This window comes from Azospirillum oleiclasticum (assembly GCF_013423485.1).
In the GTDB taxonomy this organism is placed as follows: Bacteria; Pseudomonadota; Alphaproteobacteria; order Azospirillales; family Azospirillaceae; genus Azospirillum; species Azospirillum oleiclasticum.
The window spans coordinates 88,266-107,886 of record NZ_JABFFR010000028.1 but is presented as its reverse complement, the minus strand read 5'-3'; the positions used below and the strand labels follow the sequence as shown (position 1 = coordinate 107,886).

Genomic DNA, 19,621 nt, shown 5'->3' with positions numbered 1-19,621 from the left:
ACCTTGGCAAGGGGAAAAACGCGGCACGCTCAAAAAAGTTTACCGAACAGGATGTAGGCCGCCTGCCGACCGCCGTCGCTGCGGCCATAGCCGACGTAGAGCGGCCCCAGCGGCGTGTCTGCACCGCCGAACAGGCTGCCGCCATAGGCCATGCGCCCCAGCGTGCCGTCGGACGGATCGTCCACCGCCGCCGCCTCGAAGGACGCGCCGAGATAGAGCGGCAGGTCGAAGGCCAGCGGCGACCGCTCGCTCAGCGCCCGCATGTAGATCAGCCGGCCCATGATCTGGTTCTGGGAGGCCAGGCTGCCGCGCGGGTAGCCGGACAGCCGGAACGGCCCGCCCGCGGTCAATGTGTCGTAGAGCGGCAGATCGCCGCTGAGCGCGGTGCCGCCCTGGACGCCGGCGATGAAGGTGTTCTGGCCGAAGCTGACGGCCTGGTTGATGCTGGCCGAAAAGCGGGTGTAGTTGTCGTCGGCGCCGATGGCCTCGTCGGACATGGCGACGGTGATGTTCCCCATGAAGCCTTCGGTGGGGAAGCCCACATCGTCCAGCGTGTCGATGGTGAGGCTGCCGATCGCCTGTCCGATGCCGAAATCGAAGCCGTTCGGGCCGCCGGCCGTCTTGCGGTCGAGGTCGCCGTAACCGATCCGGTAGCCCAGCCGCACCTCGCCGTAGCTGCCGAGTTCGCGTCCGACGAAGAATTTGGCGTCGTAGATGGTCACCTGATATTCGGTGTCGGTGCTGGGCCCGGTTTGCGACGTTATGGTGTTGCGGCCGTATTCCACCTGCGGGGCGAAGAAGAAGCCCGGCTCCGGCTGCAGGGGCTGGTAGAACTCGCTGAACAACCGCTGCTGCGACCCGAAGGCCAGTTCGTTGCGCCACTCCGCCCCGAGGCTGTTGAGGGCGGTCAGGGTGAAGCCCGCGCCGATGGAGTACTGGCCATCGCCGGACAGGTCATGCTCCAGCGCCAGACCGGCGCGCAGGTAATCCTTGGCCCAGGCCTTCTCCGTCGCCGTCACCTTCATGCCGGTCTTGTCGCCGCGCTTGACCAGCGCGTAGTCGACCTGTTCGAAGTCGCCGAGGCCGTAGAGGCGGGTGAAGTCCTTCTCCACCTGCTCCACGTCCAGCGGCTCGCCCACCTTCTGGCGGATCATGTTGCGGATGCGGCCGTCGGCCAGCTTGGTGCGGTTGTCGATCTCGATGAAGTCGATGACCGGGCTTTCCACCGTCTCGCGCCCCTTGGCGTCCCTGACCGCCACATAGGCGGCGGGGTCGAGCGCCAGCGCCCGCAGCTTGTCGGTGACCTTGCGGGCCGCCGCCTCACCCGGCGCCACCGTTTCCATGATGCGGCCGAAATCGCCCGACGACATGCGGCCCAGATCCGGCTGGATCAGGATGTCCCTCGGCCCCAGGCTGGCAAGCTGCGGCAGGGAGTTCTGCTGGATCAGCACGCTGAGCATCTGGCCGACCACCCCGACGGTGGAGGTCAGCTCCTCGCGCTTCTTCAAGATGGTGGGGATGTCCACCACGATCAGCACCTCGGCCCCCAGCGCGCGGGCCACGTCCACCGGCAGGTTGTTGGCGACGCCGCCATCCACCAGCATGCGCCCGTTCACCTCCACCGGCGGGAAGACGCCGGGCACCGACATGCTGGCGCGCATGGCGGTGGCGAGGTTGCCGCGGTCGATCACCACCGCACGCCCCGTCTCCAGATCGGCGGCGACGGCGCGGTAGCGGATGGGCAGATCGTCGAAATTGGTGATGTCGCGGGCGCGCAGCGTCAGCGCGCGCAGCATCAAGGTCAGCTTCTGCCCCTGGATCAGGCCGGGCGGGAGTTGGAGGCTGCCGTCCTTGATGCCGACCTTGAGGTCGAGCAGGAAGCCGTAATCCTCCTGCTTGCTGCGGAAGCTGCGGTCGCTGCGCGGCGGACGGTCGTTGAAGGCACCCGCCCAGTCGATGCTGCCGACCAGGGAGTGCAGCTCCTGCGCGTTCAGGCCCAGCGCGTAGAGACCGCCGACGATGGAGCCCATGCTGGTGCCGGTGATGATGTCCACCGGAACCCGCATCTCCTCCAGCACCTTCAGCACGCCGATGTGGGTGGCGCCGAGCGCGCCGCCACCGCTGAGGACAAGCCCGATTCGCGGACGCCGGGGCTCCGGCTGCGCCGCGTCGGACGGCAGGGCGGGCACAGCGGCGCACAGCAGAGCCAGCGCGAACAACAATGATCTCCGGAACATCGGGCTTACCTCTTTGTGCGTAGGCCGAGCGATGAACGCACAGCCCAGGCTTGCGGTCAACCGCCGCCGGGAATGGAAAGGCCCGGCACCTGTTCCCGACGGAGAACCAGGACGGAGACGGGAATGGACAGGCTTCAGCAGGCCGTGGTGGTGATCGCCGGGGCGTCGAGCGGCATCGGGCGCGCGGCGGCGCTCGCTTTCGCGCGGGAGGGCGCCCGGCTCGTGCTGGCGGCGCGGCGCGAAGGTGCCTTGGAGGAGGTGGCGGAGGAATGCCGGGCCGCGGGTGCGGACGCCATCGTCGTGCCCACCGATGTCACGGATCCCGCCGCCGTCAAGGCGCTCGCCGACCGGGCGGTGGCGAGCTTCGGCACCATCGACGTGTGGATCGCCAACGCCGGCACCGGCGCCGTCGGGCGCTTCGACGAGACGCCGGTGGAGGCCCACCGCCGCACCATCGAGATCGACCTGCTGGGCCATGTCTACGGTGCCCACGCCGCGCTGTCGGTGTTCCGCCGGAACGGGCGCGGGGTGTTCATCGCCAACGTCTCCATCGGCGCCTGGACGCCGACGCCCTTCGCCGCCTCCTACGCCGCCGCCAAGGCCGGGCTGAACGGGCTGCTGGAGAGCCTGCGGGCGGAGCTGGTGGAGGAGCCGGGGATCGCCGTGTCCGGTGTCTACCCGTCCTTCGTGGACAGCCCCGGCCTCAGCCACGGGGCCAACCACACCGGCCGCGAACTGGACGCCGGCAGCCCCTTCATGCACGACCCGGAGGAGGTGGCGGCTGTCATGGTGGACGTCGCCATCAACCCGCGCCCGCGCGCCATCGTCGGGGTGGAGACGCGTCTGGCCCGGCTTGGCCACGCCATCGCCCCCGGCCTGATGGAGAGCATCGCCGGTCGCAGCTTCCACCGCCATTTCCGCAACGCACCGCCGGGTTCCACCACCGACGGCAACCTGTTCCGGCCGGTCGAGGCGGGGCAAGGGGTGCATGGCGGCTTCAAGACGCCGCTGCCCGGCTGGATCGCGCCGGCCATGGTCGCCGGCCTGACGGTCGCCGCCGCCGCGGCCTGGACCGGCATGGCGCGGGGCGGCCCGCGGCGGTGAGGCTTCGCACCGAGGGCCCGCCTTGAGGGCGGGCGGGGCTTGCGCCATGATGCACGCCCCGTCCCGGAACCCGAAGGCACGCCATGGCACCGCCGGCCCGCTTCCTCCGCCCGCGGCGCCCGGCCGATGCGCCGCGCGGCCGCCCCGCCGCCCCGCCGCCGGCCCGCCCGGCGCGCGAGCGCCTGTTCCGCGTGGCCGGGCTGGCCGCGGTGTCGGCCCTGTTCGAGCACGAACCGGGCCGGGTCGAGCGGCTGTTCTACGAGCCGGGGCTGAAAGCGGCGGTCGCCCCCTTCACCGAGCGGCTGGCCGCCGCACGCCGCCCGTTCCGCATGGTGGACGCCGACGAACTGGCCCGCGTCGCCGGCACCGTGCTGCATGGCGGCGTGGTGGCGCTGATGCCGCCGCGGCCCCTGCCGCGCTTCGACCCGGTGCTCGCCGCCGGCTGGGCTCGGGAAGGACGGCCGCTGCTGGTGCTGGACGGTGTCGGCAACCCCCACAATCTCGGCGCCATCGCCCGCACCGCCGCCTTCTTCGGATTGCCGCGTCTGCTGCTGTCCGGCCATCCCGGTCAGGCGCTGCCGTCGGAGGCCGCCTACCGCGTGGCGGAGGGCGGGTTCGAATGGCTGGACATCGCGGTCGCCCCCGACCTGCCGGCGGCGCTGCGCGGCCTCGCCCCCGCCGGCTTCCGCACGGTCGCGACCACGCTGGAGCCCGGCCGACCGACCATCGATCCCGGCCGGCTGACCGGCGGCGGCAAGCCGGTCGCCCTGGTGCTCGGCAACGAGGAGGAGGGGGTCCCCGCCGCCACCGCCGCCGCCTGCGCGGAGTTGCTGACCATTCCCGGTTCCGGGCGCATCCAGTCGCTGAATGTGGCGGCCACCGCGGCGATCCTGATCAACGCGATCACCCGGGCCCACGATGGATGCGCGGGTGGAGTCGCCCATCCGCAACGCCCGCGGAACAAATCGGGGACCGCCTGAGGCCGGCCTTCCGCGCCCCGCGGGCCTGCCTTATATCGAAAGCGTAAGCCGGGAATGCGCCCGGCCGGCGAACCAGAAGGCGGTGCTCACCCGTGACGTCCGAGTTGTTCCCGGGCCCCCGCCCCGTCGGGACCGAGCGGGAGGACGACGCACCCCCCCGGCGCGGCCGCAGCCCGCGCCCCAACGGGCCGAGGAAGCCGCCGCCACGCCGGCCCGAACGCCGGCACCGTCCCTCCGGCGGCGGGCGGCCCTTCCTGCGAACCGCGCTGTCCTGGTTGCTGGTCGCCGGCATCTGGGGCGGCATGGTCGTGGCCGCGGCGCTGGCCTGGTTCGCTTACGACCTGCCCGACGTGTCCAAGGTGGCGCAGGCGGAGCGGCGCGCGTCCATCGTGGTGCAGGCCGCCGACGGGTCGGAATTCGCGCGCTTCGGCGACCTGCACGGTACCGTGGTCCGCACCGCGGAGATGCCGGAGCATCTGGTCAACGCGGTGCTCGCCATCGAGGACCGGCGCTTCCGCTACCATTTCGGCATCGACCCGATCGGACTGGCGCGCGCCTTCTACACCAACTGGCGGTCGGGCCGCACGGTGCAGGGCGGCTCCACCATCACCCAGCAGCTCGCCAAGAACCTGTTCCTGACGCCGGAACGCTCGCTGAAGCGCAAGATCCAGGAGGCGATGCTGGCGCTGTGGCTGGAGCACCGCTTCACCAAGGACGAGATCCTCACCGCCTATCTGAACCGCGTCTATCTCGGCGCCGGCACCTACGGCATGGACGCCGCCGCCCGCACCTATTTCGGCAAGCCCGCCACCGAGGTGACCCTGCGCGAGGCGGCCATCCTCGCCGGGCTGCTCAAGGCCCCGTCGCGCTACTCCCCCAGCTCCAACCCCGACGAGGCGCTGGAGCGCGGCAAGGTGGTGCTGGCGGCGATGGAGGATGCCGGCTTCATCTACCCCGAGCAGAGGCAGGCCGCGCTGAACGCCCCGCCCTCCCCTCGCCGCGCGCCGGGCGGCGATGGCCGCTACTTCGCCGACTGGGTGACCGAGCTGGTGGCCGGCTTCATCGGCCGCGACCATGGCGACGTCGTCGTCCGGACCACACTCGACCTGTCGCTCCAGCACGCGGCGGAGGAGCGGGTGCGGGAGATGCTGAGCGGCCCCGGCGCCCAGGCCAATGTGGGGCAGGCGGCGCTGGTGGCGATGACGGCGGACGGTGCGGTGCGCGCGCTGGTCGGCGGTCGCGACTACGACGCCAGCGAGTACAACCGCGCCACCCAGGCGATGCGCCAGCCGGGATCGGCCTTCAAGCCCTTCGTCTATCTGGCGGCGCTGGAAGCCGGCTGGACCATGGACCAGATGGTCGAGGACTCCCCCGTCCGCATCGCCGACTGGAGCCCCGGCAACTACGACGGCAAGTACCGTGGCTCCATCACCATGGCGCAGGCGCTCGCCCACTCCTCCAACACCGCCACCGTCCGCATCATCGACCGCATCGGCACGGAGCGGGTGCGCCGCACCGCCGGCGGCCTCGGCATCGGCTCGCCCCTCACCAAGGACCTGTCGCTGGCGCTCGGCACCAGCGAGGTGACGCTGCTGGAGCTGACCCGCGCCTATGCCGGCATCGCCAACCGCGGCGTGCCCAACTGGCCCTACGCGATCCTGGAGATCCGCGACCGCAGCGGCGCCGTGCTCTACAGCCGGCGCCCCAGCGGCGGCGGTCCGGTCGCCAACCCCGCCAACGTCGCCCAGCTCACCCGCATGATGACGGGGGTGCTGGACTACGGCACCGGCAAGTCGGCGAAGCTCGACCGCCCGGCGGCCGGCAAGACCGGGACGACGCAGGATTATCACGACGCATGGTTCGTCGGCTTCACCGCCGACCTCGTGGCCGGCGTCTGGCTGGGCAACGACAACAACGCCGAGATGAAGAAGATCACCGGCGGCAGCCTGCCGGCCAAGCTCTGGCACGCCTTCATGAGCGACGCGCACGCCGGCCGACCGGTCCGCCCGCTGCCGGGTCTGGACGGCGTCGGGCTCCTGCCGCCGGTCGCCGCCGCGGCACGGCCGGCACCCCGCCGCACCGACAGCGGCATCGGCGGGCTGATCGAGCAGATCACCGGAAAGACGCCGCGCGTCGAATACGACTGGTCGAACGACAACCCGCGGTAAGGGGCGGTCAGGGCTGGCCGTCGAGCGCCCCGGTCTCCAACTCGTCCGCCACGCTCAGGAAGGCCGCCACCACCTCAGGGTCGAACTGCGTGCCGGCGCCGGCGCGGATGGCGGCCACGGCGTCGGCCGTCGGGTGGGCGGGGCGCCAGGGGCGGGGGCTGGTCATGGCGTCGTAGACGTCGGCCACCGCCACGATGCGCGCGGCCAGCGGGATCGCCTCCCCCGCCAGCCCGTCGGGATAGCCGCTGCCGTCCCAGCGCTCGTGATGGGAGCGCGCGACCTCCGCCGCGAGATGCAGGAAGCCGCGGTTGTCGGCCAGGGCGGCGGCGCGGCCGAGCAGGGTCTGCCCCGCCAGCGTGTGCGCCTGCATCGCCACGCGCTCGCCGGGGTCCAAGGCCATGGCCTTGGACAGCAGCGCCGGGTCGAGCGTGGTGTTGCCGACATCGTGCAGCACGGCGGCGAAGCCGATGGTCTCGGCCAGCGGCTCGTCCGCGCTATCCGGCACCTTCCCCGCCGCCTGCAGCGCGCGGGCGATCCGCTCCGCCACGGCGGCGACGCGCAGGCTGTCCGCGGTTGCCGCCGCCCGGTCACGCTCGGCCATGCCGCTCAGCAGCACCAGCGTGGCCTCCTGCGCCCGACGCGCCTGCTCGAAGCGGGAGAGGTTGTCGAAACCGACGGAGATCTTGCCGCAGAACAGCTCGATCAGGCTGCGGTCCAGGTCCGACAGCGGCCGGTCGGAGCGCAGGTAGACGACGTTCTCGCGGTGGTTGGGCGTGCGGATGTAGAGGGTGCAGTGGTCGGGGCCGTAGACGTGCCGGCGCAGTTCCAGGCACTGCAGCACCGCCTGGAGCACGCCCTGGTCCACATGCTCGGCCGCCGGCTCGTTGATCAGCGATTCGAAGCGGCCGGATCCCGCCAGCACATAGATGCCGTCGTGGTTGCGGCCCATCACCGACCCGCGCTGCACGCACAGGATGGCGTCGGGGCCGACGCCCAGCAGTGCGGAAAGCTGCGTCAGGACGCCCGCCGCGAACAGCTTCATCGAGCGCGCCTGGAACAGCGAGGAGGACGCCTCGATGATCTTCTCCAACCCGCGCCGGTTGGTCTCGATCGCCATGATGTCCTCGTAGGACCGCAACGCGGCGACCGTGGTGGTGAAGAGCTGCTGGGCGGTGAGCTGGGTCTTGGCCTTGTAGTCGTTGATGTCGTAGTCGAGGATCACCGCCCGTTCCGGCGCCTGCCCCGGCTGGCCGGTGCGCAGGATGATGCGCACATGGCGGTTCTTCAGATCCTCGCGGATGTGGTGGACGAGTTGCAGGCCAGCGTCGTCGGTCTCCATCACCACGTCCAGCAGGATGATGGCGATGTCGTCCTCGCGCGCCAGCACGCCGCGCGCCTCCGCCGCCGAATAGGCGGAGATGAACTGGGCCGGGCGGCCTTTGTACTGGAAATCGGCGAGGACCAGCTTGGTGATGGAGTGCACCTCCGGCTCGTCATCGACGATGAGCATCTTCCAGCGATTGACGAGCGATTGTGGTCGTTCGCTCTGCCCGTCCCGGTCGTCGAGAAAGACAAGATCGTCGTCCGATTGGTTCATGGCGTCGCCCGAGCTGGCCCAATACCTGGAGGACGATAACAGTTTCTGCCGTGAATTCCCACCCGCCGCGGTCAGAAGGTCTGCAATTCAACCGGCGTACAGTCGAGGCCGCGCTGGGCGAGCGTGGTGCAGACGCGGTCCAGTTCCACCCCCTGGAAGGGCCCGGCCCCCATCTGGAAGAAGGCGTGGCCGGAGCGGAAGACCGGCCAGACCACCGGCGGGCGGTCGCGCCACTGGGCGCCGGGGCCGGCGACGAAGGCCTGCCACGCCCGCAGCGCCTCCTCGTAGCTGACGAACTCCCCGAGCTTGGCGGCGAAGAGCGGGGCGGTGCCGACCGGCGGCAGGCCCGGCACCGGATAGGCGCCGGCCACGCCGAGCAGCCCGTCGAAGCCGGCGACCACCCGCTCCCGGCCGGGGAGCAGCAGGTCGACCCGGCCGTTCTGCACCTCACCCAGCTTGATCACCTGACCGCGGCGCAACGTGACGGTGCGGCGCTTCTTGGCGTCCACGAACTCCGTGACGCCGATGTTGCGGGTGGCGACGACGTAGCCGTTCTGCGGCGGGGCGCCGGCGGCGGCGGCTTCCCACTCCGCGCGCGGCACGACGGCGGCGACCGCCGCCGCGGCACCGGGCGCCGGCCCCGCCGCGGACGGGGCGCCGTAATTGGGGAAGCGGGGTATGTAGACGGGGTCGAGCGCGGTCCACGGCACATAGCCGATGGGCTGGCCGCCGATCGCGACCTGGGTCCAGTTCGTGCCGCGCGGGGTGCCCAGCGCGTTGAGCGGCTTGCCCTTGGAAAGAGTCATGACGATGCGCGCGTCCTCCGACGGACCGACACGCACCTCGACATCGCGGTTCAACACCACCTCGCCGGTCAGCGGCGCACCGGTGGCGACGGGGCTCTGCGCCTGGGCCGGATGCGGGCCGGCCAGCGCCAGGACGGCGACAAGGAACAGGAGAAGGGAGCGCAGGACGGGCGCCATGGGATCGGTTCCGCCGGACGGGGTGCGGCGTCATTCTGCCCGCGGTCCCGTCCGGCGTCCACCGCGGTGCGTCGGCTCAGCCGGCCTCGCCGTCGGGCTTGGCCGGGGCCACCGGGGCCGCCGCAACCGTTTCGGCGGGCTTGGCCTGGTTCTGATTCTGGTTCTGGGTGTTGCGGCGGCGGAAGGAGCCGTGCTTGGTGACGACGTTCTCCGATGGCCCTGGCGGGCAGCGGACGATCTGGCCACCTTTGGAGAGGAAGTCGCGCGTCATCGTGTCGAGATCCTTGCGGTCGGCGGATCTCTTTTCGGATGCCATGGTGCCCTCGTCGGTCGTTTCGTACGCCGTCCCGCGCGCCGCCGAAACGACGAAGGGCGGCCTGCGCCGCCCTCGGGACACGCGGGTCGAAGGGCGGTAGGGCCGCCCTCGTCACCCGATAATAGATGGTGTCGCCGGCACCCGCATGCAAGCGACCTTTCGGGGACGGGCCGCCCCCTACTCGTCGCCCATCTTCAGCGCGGCGATGAAGGCGCTCTGCGGGATCTCCACCTGGCCGAACTGGCGCATGCGCTTCTTGCCTTCCTTCTGCTTGTCGAGCAGCTTGCGCTTGCGGCTGATGTCGCCGCCGTAGCATTTGGCGAGCACGTCCTTGCGCATGGCGCTGATGGTCTCCCGCGCGATGACGCGGCCGCCGATGGCGGCCTGCACCGCGATCTTGAAGAGCTGGCGCGGGATCAGTTCCTTCAGCCGCTCGCAGAGCTGGCGCCCGCGCCGCTCCGCCTGGGAGCGGTGGACGATCATGGACAGCGCGTCCACCGGCTCGGCGTTGACCATGATCGACAGCTTGACGAGGTCGCCCTCCTCGTAGGCGTCCATCTGGTAGTCGAAGCTGGCGTAGCCGCGGCTGATCGACTTCAGCCGGTCGTAGAAGTCGAACACCACCTCGTTCAGCGGCAGGCGGTAGATGAGCATGGCGCGGTTGCCGGCGTAGGTCAGCTCGATCTGCTGGCCGCGCCGCTCGGTGCAGAGCTGCAGGATGCCGCCGAGATACTCGTCGGGCAGCATGATGGTGGCCTTGATCCAGGGCTCGTCGATGCGCTCGATCCGCACCACGTCCGGCATGTCGGCGGGGTTGTGCAGGTCCATCACCTTGCCGTCGGTCATCGTCAGCTTGTAGACGACCGACGGCGCGGTGGTGATCAGGTCCAGGTTGAATTCGCGCTCCAGCCGCTCCTGGATGATCTCCAGATGCAGCAGGCCGAGGAAGCCGCAGCGGAAGCCGAATCCCAGCGCCGCCGACGTCTCCGCCTCGTAATGGAAGCTGGCGTCGTTGAGCTTCAGCTTGCCCAGGCTGTCGCGCAGCCGCTCGAAATCGGCGGCGTCCACCGGGAACAGGCCGCACCACACCACCGGCACCGACGGCTTGAAGCCCGGCAGCGGCTCCGACGCCGGCTTGCGCTCGTCGGTGATGGTGTCGCCGACCTTGGTCAGCGTGATGTCCTTGATGGCCGCGGTGATGAAGCCCATCTCGCCCGGCCCGATGGAGCCGGTCATCAGCGCCTTGGGCGTGAAGACGCCGACGCGGTCCACGTCGTGGGCGCTGCCGGTGCTCATGAAGCGCACCTTCTGGCCGACCTTCAGCGTGCCGTCCACCACACGCACCAGGATGACGACGCCGAGATACGGGTCGTACCAGCTATCGACCAGCAGCGCCTTCAGCTCGCTGTCGGCGTTGCCCTTGGGCGGCGGCAGGCGGGTGACGATCGCCTCCAGCACCGCCTCGATGTTGAGGCCGGTCTTGGCGGAGATCTCCACGGCGTCCGACGCGTCCAGCCCGATCACATCCTCGATCTGCTGCTTCACCCGGTCGGGCTCCGCCGCCGGCAGGTCGATCTTGTTGAGGACGGGCACGATCTCGTGGTTGGCGTCGATGGCCTGGTAGACGTTGGCGAGCGTCTGCGCCTCCACCCCTTGGCTCGCGTCCACCACCAGGATCGAGCCCTCGCAGGCCGCCAGGCTGCGCGAGACCTCGTAGGCGAAGTCCACATGGCCAGGCGTGTCCATCAGGTTCAGCGTGTACTGCCGCCCGTCCCTGGCGGTGTAGAGCAGGCGGACCGTCTGCGCCTTGATGGTGATGCCGCGCTCCCGCTCGATGTCCATACTGTCGAGCACCTGCTCGCGCATCTCCCTCAGGTCCAACCCGCCGCAGAGCTGGATCAACCGGTCGGCCAGCGTCGACTTGCCATGGTCGATGTGGGCGATGATGGAGAAGTTGCGGATGTGGGACAGATCGGTCATCGGGAATCCAGGCGCATTTGATCGCCCGGAACATAGGGCGGACGGCGGCGGAATGGAACATGGGAAACGGCGGGGCCTGCCGCAGCCGCTCACACCGATATGATCGTCCCCTCCATCGATCCACCGCGGCGGCACGAAGGTCCGGTCGCCATTCCTTACCATGACGCACGGGAAAAGAGCCGCCGCGTGAGGCGAACGGGTCGATGCACGTCGATTGACGTTGCGTTTGAGACGTCACCCGGAGAAATTGCGCCTCGAGCAGGAGGCTCTCATGGCGTTTGTATGCACACTTGACGGCAACACCCGTTTCGAGTTCATGCAGGATGGTCCGTCGGCGGTCGTGATCGTGAGGGTCGGTTGCGATCATGAGGAAGGCGCGAACTGGTTCGTTCACGTCGGGCTCGACGTCATGGCGGGCGGCGATCTCGAGTATTTTTTCCGCCTCTGGCGCGTGGACGCGTTTTCGGGCCGTGAGACCGCTTACAACTCCGGGCGAGAAACCGCACACGCCATACATGGCGACGATCGGACGGAGGTTTTGAAGGCCGCATTGATGGCGACCCGCCTTCTCCTCGAACATGCGCAGCCGGACCGCGTCTATCGCGTCACGTATGACGCGTCACCTCCGGATTCGGCACTTGAAAAGCACCATGCGATCAGCGACGTGTTTTATAGCTGTGGATATCGGGTTTTCCGATACGACGAGTTCCACGGCCAGCGCATGTGGTGGATGGAACGCGACACGGTTGCCGGCGTTGACCAACGGGGCGAATCGTGCTTGGATCGCGCTGTTGATGGAGGTTGTGATGAACCGCGAGACGCAGATACGCGTGATGGAAGAGACGGAGGAACGGGCTCGGCAGCATCTGAGCCGTTGGCTGTCGAATCCTGAGTTCGCGGCTGCGCTTCATGCGTATGACCACGAGGTGATGCCGGAACCGCGCAAGGCATGTGGTCAACGCTGAACGTCGCCGTCACCGATCGAAAGCCCCGCTTCCGCGGGGCTTTTTAGTTTCCAGCCACAGGTTTCCCGGCCCCCACCCCGAAACCCTCCCCGCCCTTGCCGGCGTGCTGGCCGGGCAGCACAGCAAGAGGGCCGAGCCGGGAACGCCCCCCACCACAGGCTACCCCCCCCGGAAACGCCGCGACCGGCACGGGCCCCCTCCCCTAAACACTGTTATGGCGCTAGGGTCAGTGACGATCGACCACCGACGGCAGCGCCGATGACCCTGCGGGCGAGCACGCCACCCACCGACAGCGCGACCACGGCGACGGCCGACGGCGATGCGCTGCTGGCCGCGTTGCTGGAGCGGCTGCCCAACGCCGTGGTGGTGTTCGATGCCGAGGACCGGCTGCTGCTGTGGAACGACGCCTATCTGCGCTTCTTCCCGGAGGAGGCGCGGATCGTGGCGGCGGGCGTGCCCTATGTGGACACGCTGCGCATCTACTTCGCGGCCAACCTGCCGCGCTCCGAGCTGCCGGAGCTGGAGCGGCATCTGGCGGCCGGGCTGAAGCGGCATCGCGACCTGGCCGACGGCGGCCCCTTCGTGTTCCAGCCCGCCGACGGGCGCTGGCTGAAGGTGGAGGCGCACCGGCTGCCCGACGGGCGGCTGCTGAAGATGTGGACCGACGTCACCGCCGAGCACGCGCTGGCCACCCACGCGCCCGCCCCGCTGGACGCGGCGACCGCGGTGGATGTCGGCTTCGCCCGATTCGACGCCGCCGCCCGGCTGATCACCGCCAACCGCGGGCTGGAGGTTCTGCTGCCCGACTGCGTGGACCTGTTCCGCGCCGGCGTGCCCTACCGCGCCCTGCTGGAGAAGGTGGCCGTCAGCATGCTGGACGAGGCGGGGTGCCGGCTGCTGCTGCCGCTGGCCGAACGCGACGACCCAGTGCGCCAGCCGGTGCTGCACCCGCTGGTGCTGCCGCGCGCCGACGGCCGCTGGCTGCATCTGGAGGAGCGGCCGACCGCCGACGGCGGATTCGTCAGCAGTTGGGTGGACGTGACCGCGCAGGTCCGCTCCGAGATGGAGCTGGAGCGCACCCGCAACCTGCTGGCCGACGCCGTGGAGAGCATGCCGGAGGGCTTCGCGCTGTTCGACGCCCGCGGCTCGCTGGTGCGCTGCAACGAGCGCTACCGCGCGCTGATGGCGACCGACGGGGCGGAGGGGGTGACCATCCGCGAGATCCTGGGCAGCGGCGTGCAGACCGGCCACTTCGCCGCCGCCGCGGCGATGGGCGAGGCGGAGCGCGAGGGCTGGATCGACGCCCAGATCCGCCGCCACCGCACGCACGGCCTGCCGGTCGAGCTGGAGATCGCCGGCGGGCGCTGGATCCGCCTGTCCGACCGGGCGACGGAGAGCGGCGGCGTGGTCGCGGTGGTGACCGAGATCACCGAGGCCAAACGGCGCGAGGACGAGGCCGCGGCCCGCTCGCGCGCCGAGCTGGCCCGCAAGAACGCCATCCTGGAAGCGACGCTGGAGAATGTGGCGCAGGGCATCTGCCTGTTCGACGCGGACGGGCGCATCATCGCCTACAACCGGCGCCTGCTCGAGATGATGCGCATCCCGGCGTGGTTCGCGGACACCAACCCCGGCCTGGAGGATGTGGTGCGCTTCCAGGTCGAGAACGGCATCCCGGCGACGCCGCCCGGCTTCGAGGGGCCGGAGCGGCGCGAGGAGCTCGTGCGCTTCTTCCTCGACCGCTTCCATCAGCAGAAGGCGGAGGCCACCCATCTCCAACCCATGTCCGACGGGCGCTGCCTGGAGATCCAGGTGACCCCCACGCCGGACGGCGGCCATGTCCGCACCTACACCGACATCACCGGCCGGCGCCGCGCCGAGCAGGAGCTGCGCGCCGCCAAGGAGCGGGCGGAGCAGGCGCTGGCCGAGCTGCGCAACGCGCAGCAGAGCCTGATCCAGTCGGAGAAGATGGCCGCACTCGGCTCGCTGGTCGCCGGGGTGGCGCACGAGATCAACACGCCGGTCGGGCTGACGCTGACCACCGCCTCGCTGCTGGCCGACGAGACCGGGGCGCTGGCCCGGCGATTCGAGGAGGCGACGCTGCGCAAGTCGGAGCTGCAGCGCTTCATCACCCTGGTGGGGGAGACCTCGCAGCGCATCCTCGCCAACACCTACCGCGCGGCCGAGCTGATCCAGAGCTTCAAGCAGGTGGCGGTCGACCAGACCACCGACGACCGCCGCGCCTTCGACCTCGGCCAGTACATCCACGAGGTGCTGCTGAGCTTCGGCCCGCGGTTGAAGCGCACGGGCATCGAGGTGTCGGTGGACGGCCCCGAGGGGCTGGTGGTGGACGGCTACCCTGGCCCGGTGGCGCAGGTGCTGACCAATCTGGTCATGAACTCGCTGATCCACGCCTTCGAACCCGGCACCCCCGGCCGCATCCGCATTGAGGTGCAGGAGCTGCCGGGGGGCGAGGTGGGGTTGACCTACACCGACGACGGCAAGGGCATCCCGGCCGACGTGCTGCCGCGCATCTTCGACCCCTTCTTCACGACCAACCGGGGCGGCGGCGGCACCGGGCTGGGGCTGAACATCGTCTACAACATCGTCACCGGCACCATGAAGGGCGCCATCACGGCGGAGAGCGAGCCGGGACGGGGCACGACCTTCCGGCTGCGCTTTCCGAAGTGCCTGTAGGATGGGCGCCGCCCATCCCGTCAAACGAGCCGCAGGAAGGCCTTGTTGTCGTAGTTGCGGTCACGGCTGGTGACCAGGCCGGCATTCCCGCTATTCGTGGCGTTTCCCTCCAGGGTGACGAACATCGAGGAGTCGGCCCGCTTCACGATGCCCGTGTGGCTGTAGTCCGAACCCGTGGCCGCGTTCTCGAGATAGATCATGCCGGGCAGGATCAGGTCCGGCCGTGCCCGGGGTGTGCCGAGGCTTTGCGGGGCGACGACACGGCCGGAGCTCACCGCGTCGGTTCGCAACGTGTCCACCGCAAAGGTCGGGTCGAACGGCATGCCGATGCCGAGGAGCGCGCAGGCCTGACCGACGACGAAGCAGACGAAGCCGGCGCACCAGCGCCACTCCGTCCCCTGGTTGCCATGCATGTAGAGGCGCACCCAGGGGCCGCGGTTGTCGCCACCGACCTCTCTCGCCTTCGCCGCGAGATGCCGTTCGGCAACGGCCACCACCACGGCGCCCAGGCCGGCATTCGCTGGAAGCGGAACCGGCTCCAGGGCGCTGCGCATCGGCCGCGTCAACGCGTCCCAGGTGGCCGCATCGACGATCCCGGTCGGCGTGATCGCCACCGTCTCCTGGAATTTCCGGACCGCCCGCTCGGTCCCGTCCCCGAAATCCCCGTCGATCGCCACATCGAAGCCATGGAGAGCGCACCATTCCTGGACACGGGTCACGGCGTTCACGGTCCTGCCAAGCTTGTCGCCGCGCCGCACCAGCCCCGGAAACGCCAGCTCCTTGACGACCGTGGGGTCGTCGGAGCCGGGCTGACGTGGGGCCAGCGCCGCGGCGAGCCGCACCGCAGCGGTCGCCGGAGGATCGACGGCCACCGGAGCCGCCGCCGCCGCCCCGCCCTGCGGCAGGTCGATCAGCTTGCGATCCAGCGCCCGCTTCAGGATCGCGGCCGCCCCGGCCTGGCGGGTCAAGGCTTCCGGATCGAAGACGCCGTCCTTGACGAATTTGCCCTTGCGGTGGTGATTGGTGAATGCCCACAGATAGGGCGTAGCCCGGCCGCGATTGCGATAGCCCAGGCCATTGTACAGTTCGAGATTGAACAGCGTTCCGGCAAGCGACCAGTCCACGGCGACGCCGAATTTCCCGGTGAGGGCATCCTGCGCGCTCTCCTCCCATGTGAAGGGCGGTTGACCGGTTTTCGGCCGGCCGGCCGGCACCTGCACGGTTCGCTGGTCGAGCGGGTCGCCGTTGTGGAGATGGCTCTTGAACGAAAAGCCTGCCTCGAGCCCATGGATGATGCCGACCACCCACCAGGGAACACCCGTCTTGACCGACACCGCACGATACCGCCCCTCGTTCTCCACCAAAGGCCTGATGTAGTAGCGTTCGATCGTCGGAATCCGGTTTTCGTCAATGACACAGCTTTCGAAAAGCTGGTCGTACTCGTCGCGAAGCACATCGAGGGAGCGGCCGGCCTTGACCGGCGTTCCCCAGTCCTGGGCCGCTCCGACAGCCGGCACCGTTGTCGGCATGACCGCCGCAAGCGCTTGCATTCGCTGCGCGGGAGCGACGGTCGGATCGGTGTCGGGATCGTCGTCCGTCCTCGGCAAACGCGCCGTCGCGTGCCCCCGGCCGGTCGCTCCGATCATCCCGCGCAGGCCGGCCAGGATGTGCGAGGGGACATTGCGCTCCAGGTCCCTGACAATGTCTGTCAAGGTTCCGATCAGTTCGTCAAGGGCTTCCGTTTCGCTGTCCAGCGCAATCTGGATCAGCACCGCCCGTTCGTCGAACAGCCGATCGATCTGGTCCGACAGCGCGTCCCTCTGGTCCTGGTCGGTCAGCTTGTTGCGTTGCGCCTGCAGTTCGTTGATCGAGCGCATTAACACGTCGTCGAAAAGGTGCACCGCCATGATGGTCTCCCTGTCGATGTTGAGTCAGTCTGCCGAGGCGGCCCTAGAGGCCCGCCAACGCACGCCGGGTCGCTTCCGCCGAGGCCCGGATCTCGCCGGCCGTGACCGCCAGTCCGCCGGCCGCGTCCAGAGCGGTCGCATCGGCAGCGACGACGTCGCGGGATTCCCTCAAGGCGCGCCGGACCCGGTCGAGCAGAATCACCCACCGGCTCAGGACAAGCCGTGTGTCCTCGCGCTCGCGCAGCGCCCGCTCGGGAGCGCCCTTGAGCGGATCACCCGCGATGGCGCGCGTCAGATCGGCCGTCATCACCGTGAAGAGCAGCGAGGCTCCGCCCGATCCGTCGGCTCCGGCGCCGTCGCGAACCATAACGAGCGCCTTGTCGACCACGGCGTATTGGTCGAGGAGGATTTGCCGGAAGGCCTCGCGCGAACTGGCGGACACAAGGGCGCCAACCGCGCTTTCGAGCGCTTTCAGCGCCGCTCCGACCGGAACGGCGGTGCCGCCGACAGCCGATACGAGAAGTTCCACCTCACCCGCCGTCTTCCTCAGCTCGGCCTGGATGGGCTCCAGGGCACGGCCCTCCGCATAGGCGAGCAACGCGGCGTTGAACGAGGCGACGATCTTGAGCAGTTGCCGCTGGGCTGCCACGTGGGGCGGATCGACGTCCGCAACGAAATACGCCGCCTCGTCGGCGTTGAAGTTCCGCGAGGTGTAGGTTCCGTCACGGCAGTACCGCATCTCGATACCGGCGGGAGGGAACTCGCTCCTGGCCTGGGTACAGAGCGCTATCAGCTTGTTCCGGCGCTCGTAATGGGCAGCGCGGTCGTAGAGGGCGTTCGAGACCGCCTGGAACTCGTCGAAGGCACGGGAATAGGCCTGGAACTGCGGCACTCCCTGCGTTCCGGCACAGCCGGCGAGCGCCCCACAACCGATTAACACCCGCAACACGGACTTGATCGACATGTGGCATCCCTCCGCTGCGACTTGCGACCGATACCGACCGAACCCCGCCGACTTCTGCGCCCAGACACTGCGACCAGCGCGGAATAGCCATCCAGGAATGGTGGTTCCCGGGTGGATTCTGACGCTAAAGTTACATTCGATAATCCAGCCTGGCAAAGCGATTCCGGTATGTTTCTGTCGCGGGGACCGCGCGATCGGGAAGGGACTTGCGCGCTTGTGATGGCGTGCCGGCACCGCTATTGTCCCGCCACCGTGCGTCCGGCCCTGACATGCCGGCGCCCGTCGTCCGCGAGAGAGAGTCCACGCCGATGTCCAAGCCCCGCACGCTCTTCGACAAGATTTGGGACAGCCACGTCGTCCACCGGCAGGAGGACGGCACCTGCATCCTCTACATCGACCGCCATCTGGTGCACGAGGTGACGAGCCCGCAGGCGTTCGAAGGGCTGCGCACCGCCGGCCGCAAGGTGCGCCGGCCGGAGGCCACGCTGGCGGTTCCCGACCACAACGTGCCGACCACCGACCGCAGCCAGGGCATCGTCGAGGAGGAGAGCCGCATCCAGGTCGAGACGCTGGACAGGAACGCCCGTGACTTCGGCGTCCGCTACTTCCCGATGGACGACATCCGCCAGGGCATCGTGCACGTGATCGGGCCGGAGCAGGGCTTCACCCTGCCGGGCGGCACCATCGTGTGCGGCGACAGCCACACCTCCACCCACGGCGCCTTCGGCGCGCTGGCCTTCGGCATCGGCACGTCGGAAGTCGAGCATGTGCTGGCGACCCAGACGCTGCTCCAGAAGCCGGCCAAGAACATGCTGATCCGGGTGGACGGCACGCTGCCGGCGGGCGTCACCGCCAAGGACATCGTGCTCGCCATCATCGGCCGCATCGGCACCGCCGGCGGCACCGGCTACGTCATCGAGTACGCGGGCGACGCGATCCGCGGGCTGTCGATGGAAGGCCGCATGACCGTCTGCAACATGACGATCGAGGCGGGGGCCCGCGCCGGCCTGATCGCGCCGGACGAGACCACCTTCGAGTACATCAAGGGCCGTCCGATGGCGCCCAAGGCCGGCGCCTGGGAACAGGCGGTGCAGTATTGGAAGACGCTGCCGTCGGACGAGGGTGCGGTCTACGACACCACCATCGTCATCGACGCCACCCAGCTCGTCCCGCAGGTCACCTGGGGCACCAGCCCGGAGGACGTGCTGCCGATCACCGCGACCGTGCCGAACCCGGCCGACGTGACCGACGCCGGCAAGCGCGCCGCGGTCGAGCGGTCGCTGGCCTACATGGGGCTGGAGCCCGGGCAGCCGCTGTCCAGCGTGGCGGTGGACAAGGTGTTCATCGGCTCCTGCACCAACGGCCGCATCGAGGATCTGCGCGCCGCCGCGGTGGTGGCGAAGGGTCGCAAGGTGGCCGACGGGGTGCAGGCGCTGGTCGTCCCCGGTTCGGGCCTGGTCAAGGAGATCGCCGAGCAGGAAGGTCTGGACCGGATCTTCATCGAGGCGGGATTCGAGTGGCGCGAGCCCGGCTGTTCCATGTGCCTCGCCATGAACGCCGACCGTCTGCAGCCGGGCGAGCGCTGCGCCTCCACCTCGAACCGCAACTTCGAAGGCCGTCAGGGCCGCGGCGGCCGCACCCATCTGGTGAGCCCGGCCATGGCCGCGGCAGCGGCCGTCACCGGCCGGCTGACCGACGTGCGCGAGCTGGCCTGAGCCGCAACGGG

Annotated in this window: 13 protein-coding genes; 6 read left to right on the top strand and 7 right to left on the bottom strand. The window is 69.7% G+C overall.

Going from position 1 to position 19,621, the window contains the following annotated elements:
* Window positions 1-29: 29 nt before the first annotated feature.
* On the bottom strand, window positions 30-2,219 hold the full coding sequence (locus HL658_RS25760; RefSeq protein WP_180285332.1) for a patatin-like phospholipase family protein: 2,190 nt from the start codon (window positions 2,217-2,219) through the stop codon (window positions 30-32).
* 141 nt (window positions 2,220-2,360) lie between these two features.
* Here HL658_RS25760 and HL658_RS25755 point away from each other — a divergent pair, with 141 nt between their 5' ends.
* The 3 genes from HL658_RS25755 (at window position 2,361) to HL658_RS25745 (ending at window position 6,489) form a co-directional block, all read left to right on the top strand.
* Complete coding sequence (locus HL658_RS25755) at window positions 2,361-3,341, top strand: SDR family oxidoreductase (RefSeq protein ID WP_180285333.1); 981 nt, start codon at window positions 2,361-2,363, stop codon at window positions 3,339-3,341.
* An 83-nt stretch (window positions 3,342-3,424) separates the two neighbouring features.
* On the top strand, window positions 3,425-4,321 hold the full coding sequence (locus tag HL658_RS25750; RefSeq protein WP_180285334.1) for a TrmH family RNA methyltransferase: 897 nt from the start codon (window positions 3,425-3,427) through the stop codon (window positions 4,319-4,321).
* 302 nt (window positions 4,322-4,623) lie between these two features.
* A complete protein-coding gene (locus tag HL658_RS25745) occupies window positions 4,624-6,489 on the top strand; it encodes a transglycosylase domain-containing protein (protein WP_180285440.1) in 1,866 nt (621 codons plus the stop codon).
* Window positions 6,490-6,496: 7 nt separating this feature from the next.
* On the opposite strand, the gene HL658_RS37865 is transcribed toward HL658_RS25745, so the two are convergent.
* From HL658_RS37865 to lepA, 4 genes are all read right to left on the bottom strand, one after another.
* Window positions 6,497-8,086 (bottom strand): DUF3369 domain-containing protein, encoded by a 1,590-nt coding sequence (locus HL658_RS37865; RefSeq protein WP_180285335.1) that lies wholly within the window; start codon window positions 8,084-8,086, stop codon window positions 6,497-6,499.
* 71 nt (window positions 8,087-8,157) lie between these two features.
* Window positions 8,158-9,069, bottom strand: coding sequence for an SH3 domain-containing protein (locus HL658_RS25735; protein WP_180285336.1), 912 nt, complete (start codon window positions 9,067-9,069; stop codon window positions 8,158-8,160).
* A 76-nt stretch (window positions 9,070-9,145) separates the two neighbouring features.
* Window positions 9,146-9,385 (bottom strand): hypothetical protein, encoded by a 240-nt coding sequence (locus HL658_RS25730; RefSeq protein WP_180285337.1) that lies wholly within the window; start codon window positions 9,383-9,385, stop codon window positions 9,146-9,148.
* Window positions 9,386-9,562: 177 nt separating this feature from the next.
* Window positions 9,563-11,365 (bottom strand): translation elongation factor 4, encoded by a 1,803-nt coding sequence (gene lepA, locus HL658_RS25725; RefSeq protein ID WP_180285338.1) that lies wholly within the window; start codon window positions 11,363-11,365, stop codon window positions 9,563-9,565.
* A gap of 271 nt (window positions 11,366-11,636) precedes the next feature.
* Here lepA and HL658_RS25720 point away from each other — a divergent pair, with 271 nt between their 5' ends.
* On the top strand, window positions 11,637-12,257 hold the full coding sequence (locus HL658_RS25720) for a hypothetical protein (RefSeq protein ID WP_180285339.1): 621 nt from the start codon (window positions 11,637-11,639) through the stop codon (window positions 12,255-12,257).
* A gap of 331 nt (window positions 12,258-12,588) precedes the next feature.
* Window positions 12,589-15,024 carry a PAS-domain containing protein gene (locus HL658_RS25715; RefSeq protein ID WP_180285340.1) on the top strand — a complete coding sequence of 812 codons (2,436 nt, stop codon included), beginning with the start codon at window positions 12,589-12,591 and terminating at the stop codon, window positions 15,022-15,024.
* A gap of 20 nt (window positions 15,025-15,044) precedes the next feature.
* Here HL658_RS25715 and HL658_RS25710 read toward each other — a convergent pair whose 3' ends face one another.
* A complete protein-coding gene (locus HL658_RS25710) occupies window positions 15,045-16,931 on the bottom strand; it encodes a peptidoglycan-binding protein (protein ID WP_180285341.1) in 1,887 nt (628 codons plus the stop codon).
* A gap of 43 nt (window positions 16,932-16,974) precedes the next feature.
* Window positions 16,975-17,895 carry a hypothetical protein gene (locus HL658_RS25705; protein WP_180285342.1) on the bottom strand — a complete coding sequence of 307 codons (921 nt, stop codon included), beginning with the start codon at window positions 17,893-17,895 and terminating at the stop codon, window positions 16,975-16,977.
* A gap of 308 nt (window positions 17,896-18,203) precedes the next feature.
* Between HL658_RS25705 and leuC the strand changes: the two genes are divergently transcribed.
* On the top strand, window positions 18,204-19,610 hold the full coding sequence (gene leuC, locus HL658_RS25700) for a 3-isopropylmalate dehydratase large subunit (RefSeq protein WP_180285343.1): 1,407 nt from the start codon (window positions 18,204-18,206) through the stop codon (window positions 19,608-19,610).
* The last annotated feature ends 11 nt before the right edge of the window (window positions 19,611-19,621 follow it).